Origin of the sequence: Rhodococcus sp. IC4_135 (genome assembly GCF_011602025.1) — a bacterium.
Classification (GTDB): Bacteria; Actinomycetota; Actinomycetes; order Mycobacteriales; family Mycobacteriaceae; genus Rhodococcus_F; species Rhodococcus_F baikonurensis.
Genome location: NZ_JAAOLG010000019.1, coordinates 1 through 19,568, shown reverse-complemented (window position 1 = coordinate 19,568; position 19,568 = coordinate 1). Strand labels below are relative to the sequence as shown.

20 protein-coding genes are annotated in these 19,568 nt (G+C 62.3%); 10 read left to right on the top strand and 10 right to left on the bottom strand.

Annotation, left to right across the window (positions count from 1 at the left end; all coding sequences use genetic code 11):
* From G8767_RS25630 to G8767_RS25615, 5 genes are all read right to left on the bottom strand, one after another.
* Positions 1 to 522: a 2-oxo-4-hydroxy-4-carboxy-5-ureidoimidazoline decarboxylase gene (locus G8767_RS25630; RefSeq protein ID WP_095970800.1), complete on the bottom strand. Its 522-nt coding sequence runs from the start codon at positions 520 to 522 to the stop codon at positions 1 to 3.
* Between the two features lie 433 nt (positions 523 to 955).
* Positions 956 to 1,081 carry a hypothetical protein gene (locus tag G8767_RS36390; protein WP_260395720.1) on the bottom strand — a complete coding sequence of 42 codons (126 nt, stop codon included), beginning with the start codon at positions 1,079 to 1,081 and terminating at the stop codon, positions 956 to 958.
* Between the two features lie 87 nt (positions 1,082 to 1,168).
* Positions 1,169 to 2,599, bottom strand: coding sequence for an amidase (locus G8767_RS25625; RefSeq protein WP_124568981.1), 1,431 nt, complete (start codon positions 2,597 to 2,599; stop codon positions 1,169 to 1,171).
* 29 nt (positions 2,600 to 2,628) lie between these two features.
* The gene (locus tag G8767_RS25620) at positions 2,629 to 3,843 is read right to left on the bottom strand and encodes a CoA transferase (protein ID WP_124568980.1); all 1,215 of its coding nucleotides are present in this window, start codon (positions 3,841 to 3,843) and stop codon (positions 2,629 to 2,631) included.
* A gap of 35 nt (positions 3,844 to 3,878) precedes the next feature.
* Positions 3,879 to 5,300, bottom strand: a complete 1,422-nt coding sequence (locus tag G8767_RS25615; protein ID WP_166812576.1) for an MFS transporter — start codon at positions 5,298 to 5,300, stop codon at positions 3,879 to 3,881.
* A gap of 255 nt (positions 5,301 to 5,555) precedes the next feature.
* Here G8767_RS25615 and G8767_RS25610 point away from each other — a divergent pair, with 255 nt between their 5' ends.
* From G8767_RS25610 to G8767_RS25600, 3 genes are all read left to right on the top strand, one after another.
* Positions 5,556 to 6,221 carry a TetR/AcrR family transcriptional regulator gene (locus G8767_RS25610; RefSeq protein ID WP_166812574.1) on the top strand — a complete coding sequence of 222 codons (666 nt, stop codon included), beginning with the start codon at positions 5,556 to 5,558 and terminating at the stop codon, positions 6,219 to 6,221.
* Entirely contained in the window at positions 6,218 to 6,358 is a 141-nt protein-coding gene (locus tag G8767_RS25605; RefSeq protein ID WP_166812572.1) for a hypothetical protein, read from the top strand. Before G8767_RS25610 ends, G8767_RS25605 begins: the two co-directional genes overlap by 4 nt.
* A 426-nt stretch (positions 6,359 to 6,784) precedes the next feature.
* On the top strand, positions 6,785 to 7,627 hold the full coding sequence (locus tag G8767_RS25600) for a CPBP family intramembrane glutamic endopeptidase (RefSeq protein ID WP_260395719.1): 843 nt from the start codon (positions 6,785 to 6,787) through the stop codon (positions 7,625 to 7,627).
* Here the strand turns inward: G8767_RS25600 and G8767_RS25595 are convergent.
* The 4 genes from G8767_RS25595 to G8767_RS25580 all read right to left on the bottom strand — a co-directional run bounded on the left by G8767_RS25595 (position 7,589) and on the right by G8767_RS25580 (position 11,857).
* Entirely contained in the window at positions 7,589 to 7,801 is a 213-nt protein-coding gene (locus G8767_RS25595) for a hypothetical protein (RefSeq protein ID WP_166812570.1), read from the bottom strand. The genes G8767_RS25600 and G8767_RS25595 overlap by 39 nt on opposite strands.
* An 802-nt stretch (positions 7,802 to 8,603) precedes the next feature.
* Positions 8,604 to 8,783: a hypothetical protein gene (locus G8767_RS35575; protein ID WP_206029787.1), complete on the bottom strand. Its 180-nt coding sequence runs from the start codon at positions 8,781 to 8,783 to the stop codon at positions 8,604 to 8,606.
* A 271-nt stretch (positions 8,784 to 9,054) separates the two neighbouring features.
* Positions 9,055 to 11,034, bottom strand: a complete 1,980-nt coding sequence (locus tag G8767_RS25585; RefSeq protein WP_346843039.1) for an amino acid permease — start codon at positions 11,032 to 11,034, stop codon at positions 9,055 to 9,057.
* Between the two features lie 4 nt (positions 11,035 to 11,038).
* Positions 11,039 to 11,857 (bottom strand): polysaccharide deacetylase family protein, encoded by an 819-nt coding sequence (locus G8767_RS25580; RefSeq protein ID WP_166812566.1) that lies wholly within the window; start codon positions 11,855 to 11,857, stop codon positions 11,039 to 11,041.
* A gap of 122 nt (positions 11,858 to 11,979) precedes the next feature.
* Between G8767_RS25580 and G8767_RS25575 the strand changes: the two genes are divergently transcribed.
* The 3 genes from G8767_RS25575 (at position 11,980) to G8767_RS25565 (ending at position 14,726) form a co-directional block, all read left to right on the top strand.
* A complete protein-coding gene (locus G8767_RS25575; RefSeq protein WP_346843038.1) occupies positions 11,980 to 13,509 on the top strand; it encodes an LCP family protein in 1,530 nt (509 codons plus the stop codon).
* A gap of 133 nt (positions 13,510 to 13,642) precedes the next feature.
* Positions 13,643 to 13,849, top strand: coding sequence for a hypothetical protein (locus G8767_RS25570; protein ID WP_124568973.1), 207 nt, complete (start codon positions 13,643 to 13,645; stop codon positions 13,847 to 13,849).
* 46 nt (positions 13,850 to 13,895) lie between these two features.
* The gene (locus G8767_RS25565; protein ID WP_007727023.1) at positions 13,896 to 14,726 is read left to right on the top strand and encodes a crotonase/enoyl-CoA hydratase family protein; all 831 of its coding nucleotides are present in this window, start codon (positions 13,896 to 13,898) and stop codon (positions 14,724 to 14,726) included.
* A 126-nt stretch (positions 14,727 to 14,852) separates the two neighbouring features.
* On the opposite strand, the gene G8767_RS25560 is transcribed toward G8767_RS25565, so the two are convergent.
* Positions 14,853 to 15,344 (bottom strand): inorganic diphosphatase, encoded by a 492-nt coding sequence (locus tag G8767_RS25560; protein WP_003941181.1) that lies wholly within the window; start codon positions 15,342 to 15,344, stop codon positions 14,853 to 14,855.
* A 103-nt stretch (positions 15,345 to 15,447) separates the two neighbouring features.
* Here G8767_RS25560 and dacB point away from each other — a divergent pair, with 103 nt between their 5' ends.
* Genes dacB through hpt form a run of 4 tightly spaced genes read left to right on the top strand, consistent with a single transcriptional unit; the run spans position 15,448 to position 19,466 of the window.
* Positions 15,448 to 16,857, top strand: coding sequence for a D-alanyl-D-alanine carboxypeptidase/D-alanyl-D-alanine-endopeptidase (gene dacB / locus G8767_RS25555; protein ID WP_166812564.1), 1,410 nt, complete (start codon positions 15,448 to 15,450; stop codon positions 16,855 to 16,857).
* On the top strand, positions 16,857 to 17,930 hold the full coding sequence (locus G8767_RS25550; RefSeq protein ID WP_095970821.1) for a zinc-dependent metalloprotease: 1,074 nt from the start codon (positions 16,857 to 16,859) through the stop codon (positions 17,928 to 17,930). The genes dacB and G8767_RS25550 overlap by 1 nt, the downstream gene beginning before the upstream one ends.
* Entirely contained in the window at positions 17,931 to 18,908 is a 978-nt protein-coding gene (gene tilS / locus G8767_RS25545) for a tRNA lysidine(34) synthetase TilS (protein ID WP_166812562.1), read from the top strand. It begins immediately after the preceding gene.
* A 3-nt stretch (positions 18,909 to 18,911) separates the two neighbouring features.
* A complete protein-coding gene (gene hpt / locus G8767_RS25540; RefSeq protein WP_020906068.1) occupies positions 18,912 to 19,466 on the top strand; it encodes a hypoxanthine phosphoribosyltransferase in 555 nt (184 codons plus the stop codon).
* Positions 19,467 to 19,568 lie beyond the last annotated feature (102 nt).

Sequence of the window (19,568 nt, the reverse complement as noted above, 5' to 3'; positions counted from 1 at the left end):
TCAGTACTCGGGATAACCGTCCTCGGGTCCCAGCATGCGCTCGATCCTCGTCCGCGTGATCTTGGCGAGCTCGTCGACGCAGACCTTGCGCTCGACGGACCGCTCGTTGGACATACGCTGGCCGATGTTCGCGAGCAGGTCGTCGGCATCGTGGCCGTGCGAACACCACAGATAACGGAAGCCGAAGTTCCGCTCGTACTCCTCGCCGGCGCGATAGATGGTAGCCATGACGGCGTCGTCGGGAACCCAGATCGAGCATTGCTCGAGGTGGGACGGCACGCTGTTCTTGCGCACGCCTACGGGTGGATGGCACTGCAATGCTCGCTCGACGTCCTCGTCCGAGAGGTTGAGAATCGCGTCCTCGGCTCGCGAGAGGATCTCTGCGTGATCGGCGAACGGACGTCCGTCGCTGACCCACCCGGCCCACGTCAGAGAGCAGCAGCACTCGAACAATGCGTGAACCGCCTTCTGTCGCGGTAGTTCGTTGAAGCGCTCCAACCCGATCGATTGATGTAGCAGCATGTGACCTCCCGGCCCGTTGTGCCTTCAGGCGCGCTCGACATGCCGCGCGGTAACCAGATGCGCGGACAATTCGATAATCCGCTGCTTTACCTGGGAAAGGAAGGTTTGCTCACCGAGTTTTCAGGTTCTTAACGCGGCGTAACGAGCTGACCCACACAACGCAGGAGCCGGAAGTTCAGCGCCAGTGGTGGAGATCTCGGGTTCATTCCCCTCACCGGGCATCGCAGCTGCCCTCGCAATCATCCCGGTCCTGGTCCCTGCCTTCACATGGCATCGCACTCCTCGTGAAGGCAGCCGGGATCGCCGTCGCCGAACGAATCGAAGACCCGAGGTGAACGCAGCAGTATTTCGCATCCGCGAACTCGGCACCCACGCCGGCGCGCGAGCCCGTCGACTCGGCTGTGCCGCACTGGGTGCCCCCCGACTTCGACTTCTACCTCGGCGACCACGTGTCGAACACGAACAAGCGACGATCGAGCGCCACCACACCATCTCCCAACACGTTGAACAAGAACAACATCGGCGGCGCCCGGGCATGTGATTTCCGTCCTTCGGCCATCGCGGAATTCCTCGCTTTCCCCAGCGAGGACGGCTCTCCCTCATCAGAGAATCGTCCTCGGCGCCGAGTCGGTTCACTCTTGCTTGTCTATCCGAAATTTGCGAGATCGGGATGTGTGAAGAGGTGGCCCGCTGCGCGTTCGTATTGTGCTGCCACCTGCAGAAGCATGTCTTCCCTCAGGTGAGGGCCAACGAACTGGGCGCTGATCGGGAGCCCTTCTGTGTCGTGCCCTGCGGGTAGCGCGATGGCAGGGTTTCCTGTGTCATTGAAGATGGCGGTGAATGCAGTGGGAATGGTGCGATCGCGGACTGCGCGGGCGATGTCTGGGCCCGTGGCGGGCCAGGCTGTCGTGGGAGTCGTCGGAGTCAGGTACAGGTCGCAGTCGGCAAAGAGTGTCGATGCCCACAGGTCAAGTGTTCCGCGGTAGCGCCAGTACGACTGAAGTTGATCGAGTGTCACTTCCCTTCCGCGTTCGAGTATCTCGGCGAACCAGGCTTCGAAATTTTCCGGCCGGGAGTTGAATTCGTCTTTCACCTTGGTGAATCGGTGATAGCCGAGGATGCGTTGCCGAAGTTGCATGTGTTCAGGGAATGAATCGGAGAAGGGGAGGACGCGTTCGTCGTCGATAATGGTGTGACCGAGTGCGGTCAGCACGTCGACGACTGTGTCGAGCCCTCCAAGTACCTCCGGGGTCGGGGTCGCAACGCCCCAACTCCGATTGACGCGGATGCGCAGTGTTGGTGGGGAAATGTCGATGGCATCGCTGTAGGACCGGTCGGGCCGCGGAAGTGAGTAGGGGTCGCTCGGGTGGAAGCCGGCGGTGAGGTCGAGTTGGAGTGCTGTGTCCGTGACGGTTCGAGCCATCGGAGTCGACACGCTGTGTCGGGGCCAGTCGGGGGTGGGGTGTGGTCCTGTGGGAATCCGGCCTCGGGTCGGCTTGAGGCCTACGATTCCGCACAGTCCGCCGGGGATACGTGTCGAACCTCCGCCGTCTCCGGCTGTGGCCAGGGCTGCCAATCCCGCGGCGACGGCGGCTGCTGATCCGCCGCTGGACCCTCCCGGTGAGTTGCGGGTGTTCCAGGGGTTTCGGGTGATTCCGAAGGCGCCGTTGTCGGTATGGACGGCCGCTCCCATCGGGGGCGTGTTCGCTTTGCCGATGACGAGTGCGCCGGCGCGCCGCAGTCGTTCGACGTGGATACTGTCGACTTTCTTCAGGCCCTCGCCGAGGAACGCGCTTGTTCCGCGGCTGGTTGGAAATCCGGCCGCGTTCTCGAGATCCTTGACCACGATGGGCAGCCCGGCCAGCGGGCCGGGGTGATCGCCTCGTGCGAACTGGTCGTCGATAGCGGATGCATCGCGAAGTGCGCGCTCCGGATCGAGTGAGACTATGGCGTTCAGTCCCGGGTTCACGCGGTCGATACGAGCGAGGGTATACGTCATCAGCTCTGTGGCGCTGATAGTGCGCGAGTGGACCATTGCTGCCAGGTCCACTGCACTGGTGTACGCGAGTTCGGTCATGGGACAGTCACTTTCGTTCGGGCATGTGGTCAAATCACGTCGTTGTGGCGTAAGTTTTCGAGTTCGGAATCTGTCAGCCCGAGAAGGCCGCGCAGCACGGAGTCGGTGTCGGCTCCGAGTCGAGGTCCGAGACTTCGGATCGTTCCCGGTGTCCTGCTCATGTGGGGTAGCGGTGCAGCCATGGAAATGGCTCCGTAATCGGGGTCCTCTACATCGACAATTGTTCCGCGTGCTCGATAGTGCGGGTCGGCGGAGATGTCGGCGACGTTCATCAGGGGTGCCGCCGGCACGTCGGCGTCACTGAGGAGCTTGACGACGTGGTCCGCGGTGTGGGTGGCGATCCAGTCGCTCACCACCGGATACAGTTCACTCTGATTCTCGATGCGTGCGCTTGTCGTCGAATAGCGTGGGTCGGTGCCCATTTCGGATTTTCCCATCACGTCACACAACCGCCGAAACAGTGGGTCTGTGCCTGCGTGCACCGATACGCGGCGCGCATCTGCTGTGGTGAAGTCGCTGGCGGGGACGATGAAAGGGTTGTGGTTGCCCATTCTTTCGCGGACGACTCCGAACGCGGAGTAGTTCAACAGGGCATTCTCGCTTGCTCGGAAGGCTGGTTCGTAGAGTGCGAGATCAATGACTTGGCCATCACCGCCGCGGGTGTCGCGGTGGTACAGAGCAGTCATGGCGGCGAAGGCGGCCATGTAGGCGCTCATGAAGTCGATGACCGAGTATCCGGCTCGGACGGGTTCTTGATCGGGGTAGCCGCTGACGTAGGTCAAGCCGGAGTACGCGCTGGCGATTCGATCGAACGCTCCTCGGTCTCGATACGGGCCGGTCAATCCGTAACCGGTGAGATAGACGAAAACTGCTCGGGGGTTGATGTTCTGGAGAGTGTCGGGATCCATCCCCCAGGCATCGAGAGTTGCGGGGCGATAGTTCGTGATGACGATGTCGAAGTGCGGAATCATCGCTCGGAGAATTTCGCGGCCTCGCTCGGTACGCAGGTTGATGGTGACAGAGCTTTTGTTTCGACCTTCCTGCGACCATTGCAAGGACCGTCCGCCGGTGTCGGGTGCTGCGCCGCCTCGTGTGAAGTCGCCCCGGCCGGGTTCTTCGACTTTGACGACTTCGGCACCGAAATCACCGAGGATGGTGGCAGCGACGGGTGCGGCCAGGACGGTTGACACGTCGAGCACTCGTACTCCGGACAAGGCCTGTTCGGTAGTGGACTGTTCATTCATGGTGGATTCCTCGGTGGGTTTTTCGATCGGTGCAGTCACGAAGTGGCCGTTGATTCGGACTCGGTGGCTGTTGCGGGATCTGTGGTGTCGGCGTCGTCGCGTGAGCACTTGTGAGTGGGTAGGAACCACAACAGGATCGGACACAGGAACAGCAGCAGGGTGCAGACGATCCACACCGTTTCGTATCCTCCGAGGCTCGCGCGTTTCGCTCCGAACTCGGTGAACGAGGCGAGGACCATGGCAAATCCGGCACCAGCTGCCGCACCACCGAGCGTCTTCAATGTGCTCGACAGTCCGGTCGCGATCCCGGTCTGATCGTCAGGAGCGGCCTCTGCGACGATCGTGGGCAACGCGCTCATCACGAACCCGGCGCCGGCGCCGGCGAGCATCACGGACGTGATCGACAGTGGCAGACTGTGATTCCAGAACACCATGATGATGTCGCTGACAGCGATCAGACTAACGCCTGAGATCAGGACGCCTTTGAGTCCGATCGACTTCGCGAAGTACGCGAATCCCGCTGCCGTCATCGTGGCGAGGACGGCGTAGGACGCAGCAACGAGTCCGATTGCAGCAGGAGACATCGAGAATCCGAAGCCGCTGACTTCCGGGCGGGCAGCGAGGAAGGTGGTGCGAATGGTTTGCGTTCCTGCCACGCAGATTCCGAAGATGAACGAGAAGAGGTACACCGGCCACAGTGATCGTGAACTCATCACCCGCAGGTCTACCGCAGGGGCTCGCGTCGTCAGTTCCCATCGAGCCCACACGAGAGCAGTGAGGACGGCGCTGACGAGAGGAATCCACGCGGCAGGCGAACCGAAACCCGATCGTTGAGCTTGACTGAGTCCGAAGAAGACTCCGGCCACGACCAGTCCGAGGCCGGCGAACCCGACACCGTCGATATGTGGATTGGTGCGAGTCGTCGATTCGGGAACGACGGTGAAGACCACCACGACACACAACGCGATGATCAGGCATGGAATCAAGAGCATCAGCGTGACACTGTCGGTCAGTTTCGAAAACGCTCCGGCCGAGAGAGTTCCGGCGACGATCCCGATAGTCAACGCCGAGACCAACATTCCGATTGCCTTGCGTGCCGAGTCGCGCGTCAACCGATTGTGCACGAGCGCGATTTCAAGAGGTAGCCACACCAGAAGTGGCCCCACCAGCAACCGCCCGACGAGCACCGCCGGATAGAACGAAGTCAACGCGGTGATCAATGTTCCGACCAACACACTGACGATTGCGATCCGCAAGACTCGCCGGTGCCCGAAGATGTCTCCGAGCTTCGCCAGGACCGGGACACAGATGCATGCCGCCAGATCCTGAACGGAGTTGAACCACGTGATATCTGCATCGGAGATGCCCCAATGCTCGGCCATGACCGAGAACATCGGGACGTAGAAGCCTTGAACGAAACCGCTGGTGAACTCGACGAAGATCAAGAAACCGACCACAGCGGCAGTCTTGATCGCAAGTCCCCCTGAAGGTGGAGCGGTGATACCGGTTGATCGGGATAAGTCCACTACTGATCTCCGTCATGTGTAGGAAGCGGCTCGCAACTGTTTGCCGCACAGAAGATTTGGAGCGTGGTTCACGCCACGAACCGTTACTATCAAAACGCTAGTAACAGAATGCTAAGATGATGTGATCCAAATCGCAAGTACCAATCGCAAGGTGCAGCACCGACTCGCAGCATGAAGGGACATCCGGTGACCAAACAGACCGCCGCAGTGGAATCTGCCCACACATCCAAGCGAAAGCCGCGCGACCGCAAAGGCACCGAGCGGGACATTCTGGCCACAGCCCTCCGGCTACTCGAACGCGACGGCGTCTTGGCCGGCCTGAATCTGAGGGAAGTCGCCGACGAAGCCGGAGTAAACCGCGGACTGATCTACCAGTACTACGGATCCCGACAAGAAGTTCTCCGCGCGGCGATCGCCGAAACCGGATGGGCCGATCAACCCGTCTTCCACGAAGGGCGCGCCCTCGGATTCAGTGAACGTCGACAAGCCGTCTTTGACGCATCGCTGGGAGGGAACGACGCAGTGCGCCTGATCGCACTCCTCTTGCTCGACGGTAGCAACGACATCACGGCATTCCCACTTCTGGACGAAACCAGAAAAACCTTGACGCGCGATCACGAAAACGGCAACCTCGCGGCAGACGTAGACCCGATCATGGCACATATGCTTTCTGTTGCAACTTATTTCGGATACGCGGTCATTCGCGACCAGTTCGCGCGCGAATCTGGCATCTCGACCGACGACCTCGACGCGCGAGCCTCGGCAACCTTCGCGCACATGCTTCGAGGACTGACCAACTGCGAACTCAGCGGCGAAGACCCCACCAGTGACGGAGAATCCGAATCTGCATGAACTTCGGGGAGGTCAACGGCTCGAGCAACGGCGCACATGCGCTGACCACGTCGTCGGAGAAGTTGGACTTCGAGTCCTGGCGAGTTCGGCGTGCCAGTCCGGCAGATCCGTTTTCAGGACGTCGCGCACCAGTGTGACGTTGCGGGGGACGCCCAGATCCGCAGATCCATCAAGTCCTTGTCCTTGACGGCCGCGGTGTAAAGGTAGCCCCGCGCATGAGCATCGCGGCTTTGCCGTTCCAGTAACGGGCCTTGCTGGGTCATCCACCGGCATGGCCTGGACCAACCCTCAGCTCGTCGTTTGGCGCGTCAACCGACGTGGAGATCTCCGACGATCCGGTGAGACACAAGGTGCGGATTCCGGTCTTTCGCTGCGGCCACGGTTTCGGCTTGCTCGCGCCGGTCAACTCTTCCCGCGCCCGACCGCGTAAAACGCTCGACCCCTGATCCGGTATGAGCGGGATTTGGCTGAAAATAATGCGCTCGCAGGCAAGGACGAATTTTGGGTGGCCTACCGAGGAGACCCGGCCCGCATCAAGCCGATCTGGACATTAATATTGTGCGGTGGACATACAAAAGCGCACGGGTCAGGCTCGCATCTCCGGGCGTCAGCTCTCTTACGCCGCCTTCGCTGTCGTCGTCGTGGTGTACCTGGCAATAATTCAGTTCGGTGGCAGCCTCATCGAAGGTTGGGGCAACGAGGACGAAACCCTGACCACGCGCGGGGTTGTCTTCACGATGCTGATCCCATTGGGAATCGCCCTGGTCTTCACCTATGGCGTTGTCGCAGCCCTAGGTTGGTGGCGTCCGGTGATCAAGGACGATCGGCCGGTGAATCGCTGGGTTTGGGTCGTGCCTGTCGTACTTCTCGCCGCAATCTTATTGGGCATCGACTACAGCGCGCTCGCGGAGAAAGGTTGGCTGTTCGTCGTCGTCCTCCTGATCGCCACACAGTTCGTAGGCTGGGGCGAAGAGGGAATGTTCCGTGGCATCGGAGTGACCATGCTACGCAACCACGGTCTGCGCGAAGGTCAGGTTGCCCTCTGGTCCAGTCTTATCTTCGGCGCCGTACACCTGTCGAACATCTTCGGACACGGCGCTTCCGCTGTCCCGCAAGCGATTGTGGTCAGCCTCGCCGGATACTTCTTCTATCTCACGCGCCGGGTCTCCGGGAGCAACGCACTCAACTCCGTCCTCCACGGACTCTTCGACTTCGCATTGCTCAGCGGCAGTGCCATCCTGCTGGACCAACAGGCGTATGCGGGTGCTCTCGCGCCAATCCTGGCCTACCCAATCATCGCCATCGTCCTCATCGTCAAACGGCACAAAATCGAACCTCCACAACAACCACACCACCACACCTGCTACCTAGAGCGCGGAGATTCCGCTCCTCACGGATCGTTCTAAAGATGGACCGCCGAAACCACCGGCGAGTGGAACGTGGGTAGCCAGTTCGCCACACTCGACCTCGCCGGCGATCGCGACCATCATGATGGCCAAGGGCTGGCCGGAGTAACCATGCGCGTTACCGATGTCGGCGGAACCAACCTCGTCGAATCGAGATGCTGTGCGCTCACGCACCACAACCTATCCCTATCTCGACGGCTGAAGCCCCCGATTTTCCCGGCGTATGTCCAGTATTCTCACCGAACGACGCAGCGACGTCGTGCGTAGCTTCGCCGCCGTCGTGATCGCGGTTTGGCCGCGAACATTACGGTCCCGAAGTCGCACCCCGCGCTGGCAGTGCGCCGCCATGCACCCGGATCGTGCGTTCTCGTGCGGGTAGTGCAATGCACGGCTGGGCGGAGAGTTTCGTGGTTGTCGACGCCGTCGATGGCGGCGTCGAAGTCCCCGATGGCATCTCCGATGGAGATACATCCAACCCCGGGTCAGCTTCGCCGGAAAGTCGAGTATGGTCCGGTCATGGGCCGACTCACAGAACTACTCAAGTCCGTAAGATCACTCGGATCACGCAAAGACACCGCCGCCAAGCAGGAAAAACGCGCACTGGATCGGTGGGAAAACGAAGGCGGCCCTGTCGCAGAGGATCCACGACAACGCTGACCCCGGACGAGCGCCAGCGCGCCTGGACCGATCAACCCAGCCAGAATTGGCCGCAACTACCAGATCGGCGCCAGCAACGCAGACCTCGACGCACACGGAAGTGCAACAGACGTTTTCGACGGCTGAGGTCGGTCGCACTACGTCGTGGGCAGTGACGAATCCCCGTGGTGACCAGTGGCTATGACGACCACCTGAACAACAGCGTCTTCAGGCATCTCGGGGTAGTAGTTGACCCGGAGTTGTCTTGCGAAATTCGTCATGTCGGTGCCGGGTGGCTGGCGAGCTGCTAGCGGCGACAGATGAGCGAGATCGTACGTTTCTACAGCGGTGACCTGTCCTGCAGGGGGCGGGCCGTCGGGTGATTATCGAAGATGAAAATTGCCGGTCCTTCGTGTATGTCTTCGCGCCAGCGGACGGTGGAAACTTTCGCGCCAGAAACCACTGCCGTGTAATGCTTCTGATCAAAGTGCACGGTTTGAGCAGGCGCGCCGGTCGTCATGTTCGTATTGTCCACTAAGCGTCTGCTCCGGACCATAGATCGAACGAAGAATCGCGTTCAACCACTCCCCGCCCCGGTAAGCCCGTCCTGCTCCCAGCTGCTTGTCACTGATATTCGCCGACTTCCGAGGCTGCAGATGTTCACGGATGCGTTCTCGCAGGATGCTCGAACCTCGTGGCCGAGGTCGGTTGTGCCCGAAGCAATCAACAATGCTGGCCGTGCGATCAACTCCGCATCTGTACCCGCGTGAGCGGTCAAGGGGAGTGCCGTGTCAACCGACGTGGACGTGGGGCCGTCGGGACTGATCGGGTTCGGCGCGGCGGAGAACCTCACGGGTCACCGGAGCGGTCTCGCCCTCGCCGATGAAGAGGAATCGGAGTAGGTACATGATCGGATTTCCCTCCGTCCACTCGAAGTAGACGTCGGGAATCACGCCGGTGATGTCCCTCGTCCGCAGGAGAACCGCCGCAATGGTGTTGGGGACGGCAGGACTGTCGACCCAGAGAATCCGGTGCTCACCGCGCTGTCGTCCGTGGACGAGGAGATCGGTGCTGAATTCGGAGGAGTCCGTGACGTTGACTTCGATGAAGATGATCGACTCCGCCTCCGGGATGTTGCTTTCGGCGCGCTGCTGCGATTCCTTCTGCCGATACTCGTCCTCGTCGAGACGGTCGACGTCGTGCGCCACCATCGCGAGGTAACCCTTCTCGGCTGCCTCGGCGATGAATTGCAGCGCCGTCTCGTCGAATTCGACGGAGGTTGCCCGTAGTTCGAAGGCTCGCGAGATCCGGGAAAGAAAGGACACCACCATGATCGCGGCGATGAAGAACGACGCCACTTTCACACCGTCCGGGCGTTCGAAGATGTTCGCGATCGTCGTGTAGACGAACAGAACCGCGACAAAACTGAACCCTACGAACAGTTTTCGCTGTCCGTGCTTGCGAGCAGACAGTGCAACGGCGACGGTCGCCGACGAGATGAGCACAAGGACACCGGTTGCGTACGCGGAACTTTGTGCGTCGACGCCGGCGTCGAAGTAGATCGTGACGGTGATGGCGATGACGCTGAATACGAGGACCAGCGGACGCACGGCGCGGGCCCATGACGGCGCCATGCCGTAGCGGGGGAGATACCTCGGAACAAGATTGAGCAGCCCTGCCATTGCCGACGCACCGGCAAACCAGAGGATCAGGATCGTGCTGAGATCGTAGACAGTTCCGAAGATCTCACCCAGATAGTCGTGCGCGAGGAAGGCAAGCGCGCGACCGTTGGCAGCGCCTCCGGGCTGGAACTCGTTCTCCGGGATCAGGATGGTGGTGACCAGGCTCGACGTCAGCAGGAATCCACTCATGATCAGCGCCGCCGTGGTGAGCAGGCGCCGTGCGCCTTTGACGCGGCCGCGTGGATTCTGTTCGGTGTCGTGCGGCTCGCCCTTGATCTGCGGCATGACCGCGACGCCGGTTTCGAAGCCGGACAGGCCGAGCGCCAACTTCGGGAAGACGATCAGCGCTATCAGGATCATCATCGCCGGGTTTCCGTGCTCGGTGGTCATGGCGCGCGTCCAGTCGGTGACCAACGACGGCGCAGTCGCGATGTGCCACAAACCCACGGAGATGACCACCACGTTCAAGGCGAGGTAGACGGCGACCAATCCGACCGCGATACCGATGGCTTCGGTGAAGCCGCGGAGGAATACCGCAGCGAGGAGCGCAAGCAAAACCAGGGTGACGGCGACGGTGTGACCGGAGAGAAAGGTTGGTGCAAAAGGATTCTCGACGAGGTGCGCCGTGGCGTCGGCAGCCGAGAGCGTCATGGTGATGAGGAAATCGGTGGCCGCGAAGCCGAGAAGCACGAGAACGAAGATCTTGCCGCGCCACTTGGGGAGCAGCTTCTCGAGCATGGCGATCGAACCCTCGCCGTGCGGACTCTCGCGGGCCACTCGCCGGTAGACCGGGAGCGCACCGAACAGCGTCAGCAGGATCAATACGACTGTCGCGACGGGAGCCAACGTGCCGGCCGCCAGCGCCGCGATACCGGGTTGGTAGCCGAGAGTGGAGAAGTAATCGACACCGGTCAGGCACATCACCTTCCACCACGGGTGGCGCTTCTCCTTCTTCGGCGCCATCCGGTGTGGCCCCAGATGTCCGGCGGGTTCCTCGGTGATGTCCGCGAGCAGCCAGGCCTCGGTGCGTTGTTTCACAGACGGAACCGGGTTTTCAGCCGGGACCTCGTTGTCGGCTGCGGTCACCACGGCGTCACGGCTTCAGATACACATCGTTGAGTGTGACTGTCCGCAGGTTCCGGCTCCGGATGATGTCCACCAGTTGCGGATACACGTGGGTCACGGGCAGATAGTTGAGGTGTCCGATCACTATGGCCCCCGGATTGAAGTACTGGTTCGCCATTTGGAGGATGTACTCCTCGGTGATCAACGAAGAATCCGACAGTGACCCGAACCAGAGGGTGGGCACGGTGTAGCCGACGCTTGCGGCCACGGAATCGACTGTCGCGTTGTGCCTTCCGTACGGCGGTCGAAAGTACGGCGCCGCGTCCATGCCGTAGGTGTTGCGCAGGAACGTTCCGTTCTTCGTCAGCTCGTCGGCGATCTGCTGCTTCGACACGGACGTCAGATCCGGGTGCGAGTAGGTGTGATTGCCGAGCTGAATTTGTCCGCTCTCGACCAGCGGTCTCAGAAGTCCGGCGTTTTCGGTCCACGAGTTGTATTGCCCGTTGACGAAGTACGTCAAACGGATACCGGTGTCTTTTGCGAACTGTGTGTAGAGGCGCACGACTTCGGAGCTGGCCCCGTCGTCAACCGTCAGGGCGAGCAGATCTCCGCCACCTGGCAGGGTGGTCAACGATCCGCCACCGGGCAGTGGCACCCGGGCAGACGGCGGTGGAGGCGGCAACAAGGCGGGCGGCAGATCGGGGACAGGCGCGGGGTCCGCTGGTTCGTCGGCTGCGGCGACCGCCGTCCCGACCGAACGTGACGAACAAGCGGTTCCCATGGTCACCGCGGCGGTTCCGGTCAGGGTTGCTGCTGCGAGGGCACTGAGGAAGCGTCGGCGGTCCACAGGGCGGAGCCTAGAGCAGATTTGCCCAATTCGGACTTCATTCTCAGCGTTCTTTCAGCGAATGACCAGCTGTGTCCGGTATCGACAGGTTCTACTCAGGAACGGTGGATAGCGTGTCGGCCGTGGAACCGCGACCTCGACACTCGGCAAGCAGGCACAGACGTAGGCGTCAACCGCAGCGGTCGACGCTCTCGGTGGGGCGCAAGCTGGCGGCCGCCTCCTTGTCGACGACGATTCTGGTGGGCGTCGGAATCGGGTGGTACGTGCAGTCGGATCTCACGTCGGGGCTGTATCGATCGGACGCGCTCTCCGCTCTCGGTGACGACGCCGGCAGTTCACCAGGCGGGGATACCAACATCTTGTTGATCGGGCTCGACAGTCGTAAAGCGATGGACGGCAGCGATCTGCCGGCAGAGTTCGTCACCGACAAGTTGCACGCGGGGGACAGCGACGTGGGTGGGTACAACACGAACACGCTTATCCTGCTCCATGTTCCGGGCGACGGCGGCAAGGCCAGTGCGGTGGCAATTCCACGCGACGATTACGTCACGGTACCCGGCTACGGAATGGCCAAGATCAAGGAAGCCTACGGAATGGCGAAGGCTGACGCGGACGCCAAACTCGTAGCGGACGGCGTGACGGATCCTGCTGCGCGAGAACAGCAAGCACGGGAAGTCGGAAGGCGCTCGACATTGACCACCGTGCAGAATCTGCTCAAGGTTCCGATCGATCACTTTGCCGAAGTGAACCTGATGGGCTTCTACGACGTCGTCTCGGCTATCGGCCCCGTTCAGGTGTGCCTCAACAATCCGGTGCAGGACGACTTCTCGGGTGCCAACTTCCCGGCCGGGGTTCAGACTCTCGATGCGTCACAGGCGCTTTCGTTTGTCCGTCAACGCCACGGTCTCGACAACGGGGACTTGGATCGCACCCATCGGCAACAGGCATTCATCAGTGCGGTGATTGCCAACCTTAAGGGCTCAGGCGTCATCGGCAACATTCCGAAGATGACGGCACTCGCCGACGTGGTGAAGAAGGACGTGGTGATCGATTCCGCCATGGATCCCGTCCGATTCGCTTCTCAGGCAAGCGCTCTCGCGGGTGGGAACATCGACTTCTACACCCTGCCCATCGAGGGATACGAGACCGTCGACGGCCAGGACGTCAACACGGTCGATCCGGCGCGTCTGCGTAGTGAAGTGTCGAGGATCTTCGCGGGAGGCGACTCTGCGTCTGGCCCTGCGATGGACACCGCGATCTCGACCGGGAACGAAGTTGTGGACATCCGCAACGGAACCGCGACGGACGGGTTGGGCGCCGCGTTGGCGTCGGAGATGAAAGCGTCGGGAGTCGAAGTCGGCGAGGTGAGCACCGCACCTCCGACGGCAAAGTCGGTGGTCAGCTATGGGGTCGGCGCCAAAGCCGTCGCAGAGGCGCTGGCCGAGCAGTTGGGTGTGGTCGCGGTGTCGAACGAGCAGGCAGCGGCCGAATCAGTGTCTGTACTGATCGGTGAGGACAATGCGCAGACCGTGTTCTCGACCGCCCCGGTGCAACCCGGTCCGTCGGTATCGGCCGGGACGGTTCCCAATACGGGAGCGCAGGGATCACCCATCCGAGCCGACGCGAATGGCGGCATCCCCTGTGTGGACTAACTCTCAGGTAATTCGCACGAAACTCACGCTGACTTCTTCGGTCTGCGGGTCTACATTGGAGAAGTCGAACTCAGTCGGGTACTTCACCTTTGGGGTACCTGACTGAGATTGCGTAGTTGAAAGGATCACCGACATGGCTACAACAGCAGCGGTACAGAATCCGACACGCTCACGTGCCAGGACCATGTCCTTGTCCGAGTACGTGGCCGAGCATCCGGCGCAGCGCGTTTTCCCGCCGACCAGTGAGCGGGCGGCCAGGATGGCGATGCTCATCATGTTCGCCCTGATGGCCGTCACCCTCGTCGTACTGGTACTCGACGAGGCAGGAATTTTCGGATGAAGGCAGCGGTCTTCGGCTGAGCCCGACCTTTAGTTACTCTTGAGTAATGACTGAACAGAAGAGCTGGAATGCGTTCACCGTCGAGCGCGAAGACAACATCGCCCAGGTGACGCTGATCGGGCCGAGCAAGGGCAACGCGATGGGGCCGGATTTCTGGAGTGAACTCCCCGAAATCTTCGCCGACCTCGACGCCGATCCCGAGGTGCGTGCAATCGTCATCGCCGGTTCCGGCAAGCACTTCTCGTTCGGCCTGGACCTGCCGGCGATGAGCGGTGAATTCGGTGCCGTCCTCGCGGACAAGGCTCAGGCGGGCCCGCGCACCAAGTTCCACGACATGATCAAGCGCATGCAGTCGGGCATCAATGCCGTCGCAGACTGCCGCAAGCCCGTCGTCGCAGCTGTGCAGGGCTGGTGCATCGGCGGCGGCGTCGACCTGATCACGGCAGCGGACATCCGTTACGCGAGTGCCGACGCCAAGTTCAGCATCCGCGAGGTCAAGGTCGCGATCGTCGCAGACATGGGCAGCCTCGCGCGTCTGCCCGCGATCATCGGCGACGGACACCTGCGTGAGTTGGCTCTGACCGGCAAGGACATCGACGCAGCGCGCGCGGAGAAGATCGGTCTCGTCAACGACGTGTTCGAAGACGCCGACGCAGTACTGGCCGCGGCGCGCGCGACCGCCAAGGAGATTGCTCTCAACCCGCCGCTCGTGGTCCACGGCATCAAGGACGTGCTCGATCACACCCGCAGCGCGAGCGTGAACGACAGCCTTCGCTACGTCGCAGCCTGGAACGCGGCGTTCCTGCCTTCGCAGGATCTGACCGAGGCCATCACCGCCGTCTTCCAGAAGCGCCCGCCGGTCTTCCAGGGTGAGTAGAAACTGCAAGGGTGAGTAGGAACTTCAAGGGTGAGTAGAAACTGCAAGGGCGAGTAAAAACAGCACAAAAAATCCCCGCGCATCTTCCGATGTGCGGGGATTTCTGCAAGGCCTGAGAACTTGAGCTCAGTGACCGCCGTTGGCAGCGAGACGCTTGATCGAAGCCTCGATCTCAGCCTCGGCCTCGGCGCGGCCGACCCAGTTGGCAGCCTCGACGTGCTTGTTCGGCTCCAAGTCCTTGTAGTGGACGAAGAAGTGCTTGATCGCGTCGAGCTCGAACTGTGAGATGTCACCCAGATCCTGGATGTGATCCCAGCGGGGGTCGCCGGCCGGAACGCAGAGGACCTTGTCGTCTCCGCCGGCCTCGTCGACCATCTTGAACATCGCGACTGCGCGAGCCTCGACGATGACGCCGGGGAAGACCGACTCGGGGAGCAGGACCATGGCGTCGAGCGGATCGCCGTCCTCACCCAGGGTGTTTTCGATGAAGCCGTAGTCGGCCGGGTAGCCGAAAGCTGTGTAGAGGTAGCGATCGAGTTTGACGCGACCGGTTACGTGGTCGACCTCGTACTTGTTGCGCTGACCCTTGGGGATCTCGATGGTGACGTCGAACTCCACGCCGATTCCTCGCTGTCGTGTCGGTAATGATTCGTCGGAAGGATATCGGGTCAAGGATAAGGTTGCCTGACCACCCAGTAGGCAGAGCACAGACGGAGGGGCGTTGGCGGGCCAAGGAAAGAAGAAGATCGGCTCGTTGGAAGAGAGTCGACGGCGTAACTTCCGCATCCTTCTGGCGGTCGGTGCAGTTGTTGTACTGGCCGTCGCTGGAGTTGTCGTCGTGAAACTCGGTACGTCGAACGACACCGCGGGCAGCGCGACCGTGACTACGTCGCCGCAGCCTGCTCTCGTGACGCCGTCACCTCAGGTGGTGCCCGTCCCGACGGACGCACCGATCCCGAGCGCGTCGGGAATCGCTGCGGCGATCGGCCCGGCCGTGGCCAACCCGGATCTGGGGAAGTTCACCGGAGTCGTGGCTGACGCATTGACCGGCAACGTTCTGTGGAGCGCAGACCCGTCGACGCCGATGACGCCTGCGTCCACGACGAAGGTGCTCACCGCATCGGCGGCACTGCTGAAGTTGCCGCTCGACCGCAGGCTGTCCACGACGGTGGTGCCCGGATCGAGCCCCGGCCAGATCGTTCTGGTCGGCGGCGGGGATCCGACGCTGACGGCGACGCCGAAGGGGCAGAGCGGGTACTACGCCAACGCCGCTCACATCGCGGATCTCGTCGACCAGATCAAGGCTGCCGGTACGCCGGTGACCAGCGTCGTGGTGGACTCGAGTTTGTTCAAGGGCGACAACATGGCCACCGGCTGGTTCCCCGCTGACATTGCCGCGGGCTACATCACTCCGATCGAATCGGTGATGATCGAAGGTGGTCGGTACGACGGCACACAAGACGAGTCGCCACGTTCGGAGACTCCCGCGTTGGACGCGGGCAAGGTGCTCGCTCAGGCGCTCGGCGTCGATCCCGCCAACGTGAGTCTCGGCGCGGCGCCTGCCGGTGCCAAGCCGATCGCCACTGTGCAGTCGGCGCCGCTGAGCGACCGGCTGCTGCAGATGATGGAACATTCCGACAACGTGCTCGCCGAGACCATCGGGCGTGAGGTCGCGATTGCCTCCGGAATCGAAGCGTCGTTCACCGGAGCCGTCGACGCGACCGGTAAGACCTTGCAGGCGGCCGGGTTCGACTACACCGGAGTTTCGCTGCACGATTCCAGCGGACTGTCCGTCGACGATCTCATTCCCGCTCAGGTACTCGATCGCGTCATGACGGCTGCGGCCGGTGACGGTGATCCGAAGCTTCGTCCGCTGCTGGACTACCTTCCGGTGGCCGGCGGAACGGGAAGTTTGTCCGACCGCTACGCGTCCGGAAACCGAACCGGCGCGGGTTGGGTACGCGCCAAGACGGGAACTCTGTCGACGGCCAGCGCGTTGTCAGGATTCGTGGTCGATCAGAACGGGCGAGTGCTCACCTTCGCACTGATGTCCAATGACCGGCCGCCAGAAGTGAGCCGTCCTGCCCTGGACGCGATTGCCGGAACCTTGAGGAATTGCGGGTGCCAATAGTGGCCGAAAAGACTCCACACGATGATGAATCCTCGGCTCCGCTCGGTGGTGCCGTCGACTGGAGTCTTGCCGCCAAAGCCGGGATAAAACTGGCGCGCGGCGGCCCCGCGATGTCTCGCTACACGGCCGAAACGGCAACCGCAGAACTCGCCGAAGCGTCCAAGCGTGCAGAACTGCCGGTTCGTGAGGTGACCGGTTTGGCCGACGGCCTACCGGTCCCGGCCGCTGACGTGCTCGACCGGGCCGGGTGGATCACGGCGGCCTCGCGGTCGATGGCGCATCTCACCGGCGCCGACCCCGACGGCAGTGGCAATCTCATCGTCGGAAAGCCGGCGGGCTTGCAGGCCGGAGCAATGCTGGCGTACCTGTCTTCGGCGATCCTCGGGCAGTACGACCCGTTCACCGGCGAGCACGGCACGCTGCTCCTGGTCACACCGAACATCGTCTCCGTCGAACGGTCCCTTCGGCTGAATCCGAGTGACTTCCGGTTGTGGGTCTGCCTGCACGAGGTCACTCACCGGGTCCAGTTCTCTTCCTCGCCGTGGCTAGCGGAGTACATGAAGGAATCCGTCGAAACGCTCGGAGCGACGGTGGACGAGTCGATGACCGACGTCGTCGGGCGCCTCGCCGCAGAGCTGCGTTCGCGGAAGGAACCCGACTCCAGTGACGGTGCGACGGCGGGCGGGATCATCGGCCTGCTGCGTGCCTCGCAGGCAGAACCCCAGCGTGACGCGCTGGATCGGATGCTCGTGCTCGGCACCCTCCTCGAAGGGCATGCCGACCACGTGATGGACGCCGTCGGCCCTGCCGTGGTGCCGTCGGTGGCCACTATCCGAGCGGCCTTCGACAAGCGTCGGCAGCGCAAGTCCAACCCCGTGCAGCGCATCATCAAGATGCTGCTCGGCATGGACGCCAAGATGGCGCAGTACGTACGCGGCAAGGCCTTCGTCGACGCGGTGGTCCTCAAGGTCGGCATGGAGCAGTTCAACACCATCTGGGCCGGGCCCGAGACCTTGCCGTTGCTCGACGAGATCGACAATCCCGACGCGTGGGTAAAGCGCGTTCTCGGCTAGATGCTGCTGCCTGAGACGCCTGCCCTACTCGCGTTGCGACAGGCTGTGCGGGCGTGGACGGTCGCATACGAGCCACGACGCCGTGTGGTCGTCGCCCTGTCCGGGGGAGCCGATTCGTTGGCGCTGACCGCAGCAGCCGTGGCGGAAACCGATTCTGTCGACGCGTTGATCGTGGACCATCGACTACAAGACGGCTCCGATGCCGTCGCACGCTCGGCCGCGGATCAGGCGCTGGCGCTGGGTTGCCGGACCGCGACGGTGCTGACCGTCGACGTAGCCGATGGTGGGAGTCTCGAGGCCGCAGCGCGTGAGGCTCGGTACAACGCCCTGCGCGACGCCAGGACTGACCTCCCGGTTCTACTCGGACACACGCTCGACGATCAAGCAGAGACCGTCCTTCTCGGACTATCCCGCGGGTCCGGTGGGCGATCGATTCAGGGTATGGCGGCATTCGACGCCCCCTGGGGACGGCCGCTGCTCGGCATCCGTCGATCGGTGACCAGGGCGGCCTGCGTCGACCTGGGAATCACGCCGTGGGAGGACCCGCACAACGACAATCCCGAGTTCACTCGTGTCCGTCTGCGGCACGAGGCGTTGCCGCTACTCGAAGAAATTCTCAGTGGGGGAGTTCCCGAGGCGTTGGCCCGAACCGCGACGCAGTTACGTGAGGACGGCGAGGCGCTCGACGAGTACGCCGAGGCCCTACTCCTACGGGTTGTCGTCGACGGAGAAGTGGAAGTGGACACACTTGCCGAAGCCCCCACCGCAATCCGTCGACGCGCTCTACGGGCCTGGCTGTTGCAGGGCGGCGCAAAAGCATTGACCGACAAACAATTACGCGCGGTCGACGCCCTGGTGATCGACTGGCGGGGGCAAGGCGGCGTCGCGATCGGGGGCGGAACACCGGAGGCGAGGTTGGTGGCGGCCCGGCGACGTGGCAGGCTGATCCTCGGATTCGAAGACCGACGAAGGGTTTGACGCGTGTACGAGGGCGACATCGCATCGGTACTGATCTCCGAAGAACAGATCCGTGCTCGAACGGCGGAACTGGCTGAGGACATCGCCAAGCGTTACCCGACAGGCGCCCCCGAAGGGGATCTCCTGCTGATCGGCGTCCTCAAGGGAGCGGTCTTCTTCATGACCGACTTCGCCCGCGCCCTGCCGATCCCGTCGCAGATGGAATTCATGGCCGTCAGCTCCTACGGATCCTCGACCTCGTCGTCGGGCGTCGTCCGCATCCTCAAGGACCTCGACAAGGACATCGCTGGTCGCCACGTGCTGATCGTCGAGGACATCATCGACTCCGGTCTCACGCTGTCGTGGTTGATGCGCAACCTCAAGACTCGTAACCCCGCTTCGCTCGAGGTCGTCACCTTGCTCCGCAAGCCCGACGCGGTCAAGATCGACGTCGACGTCCGGGACGTGGGCTTCGACATCCCCAACGAGTTCGTCGTCGGTTACGGCCTCGATTACGCCGAGCGGTACCGCGATCTGCCGTACATCGGCACCCTGGACCCCGAGGTCTACGGCGGCTGAGCCTGCTCGCTGGTTAGAACTCTTCACATTTCGGCACCTCTGCATCAGTCCTGCGAACGGACGACAGACAGGTCTCCGAGGCGTCGCTAGATTCACGGAATG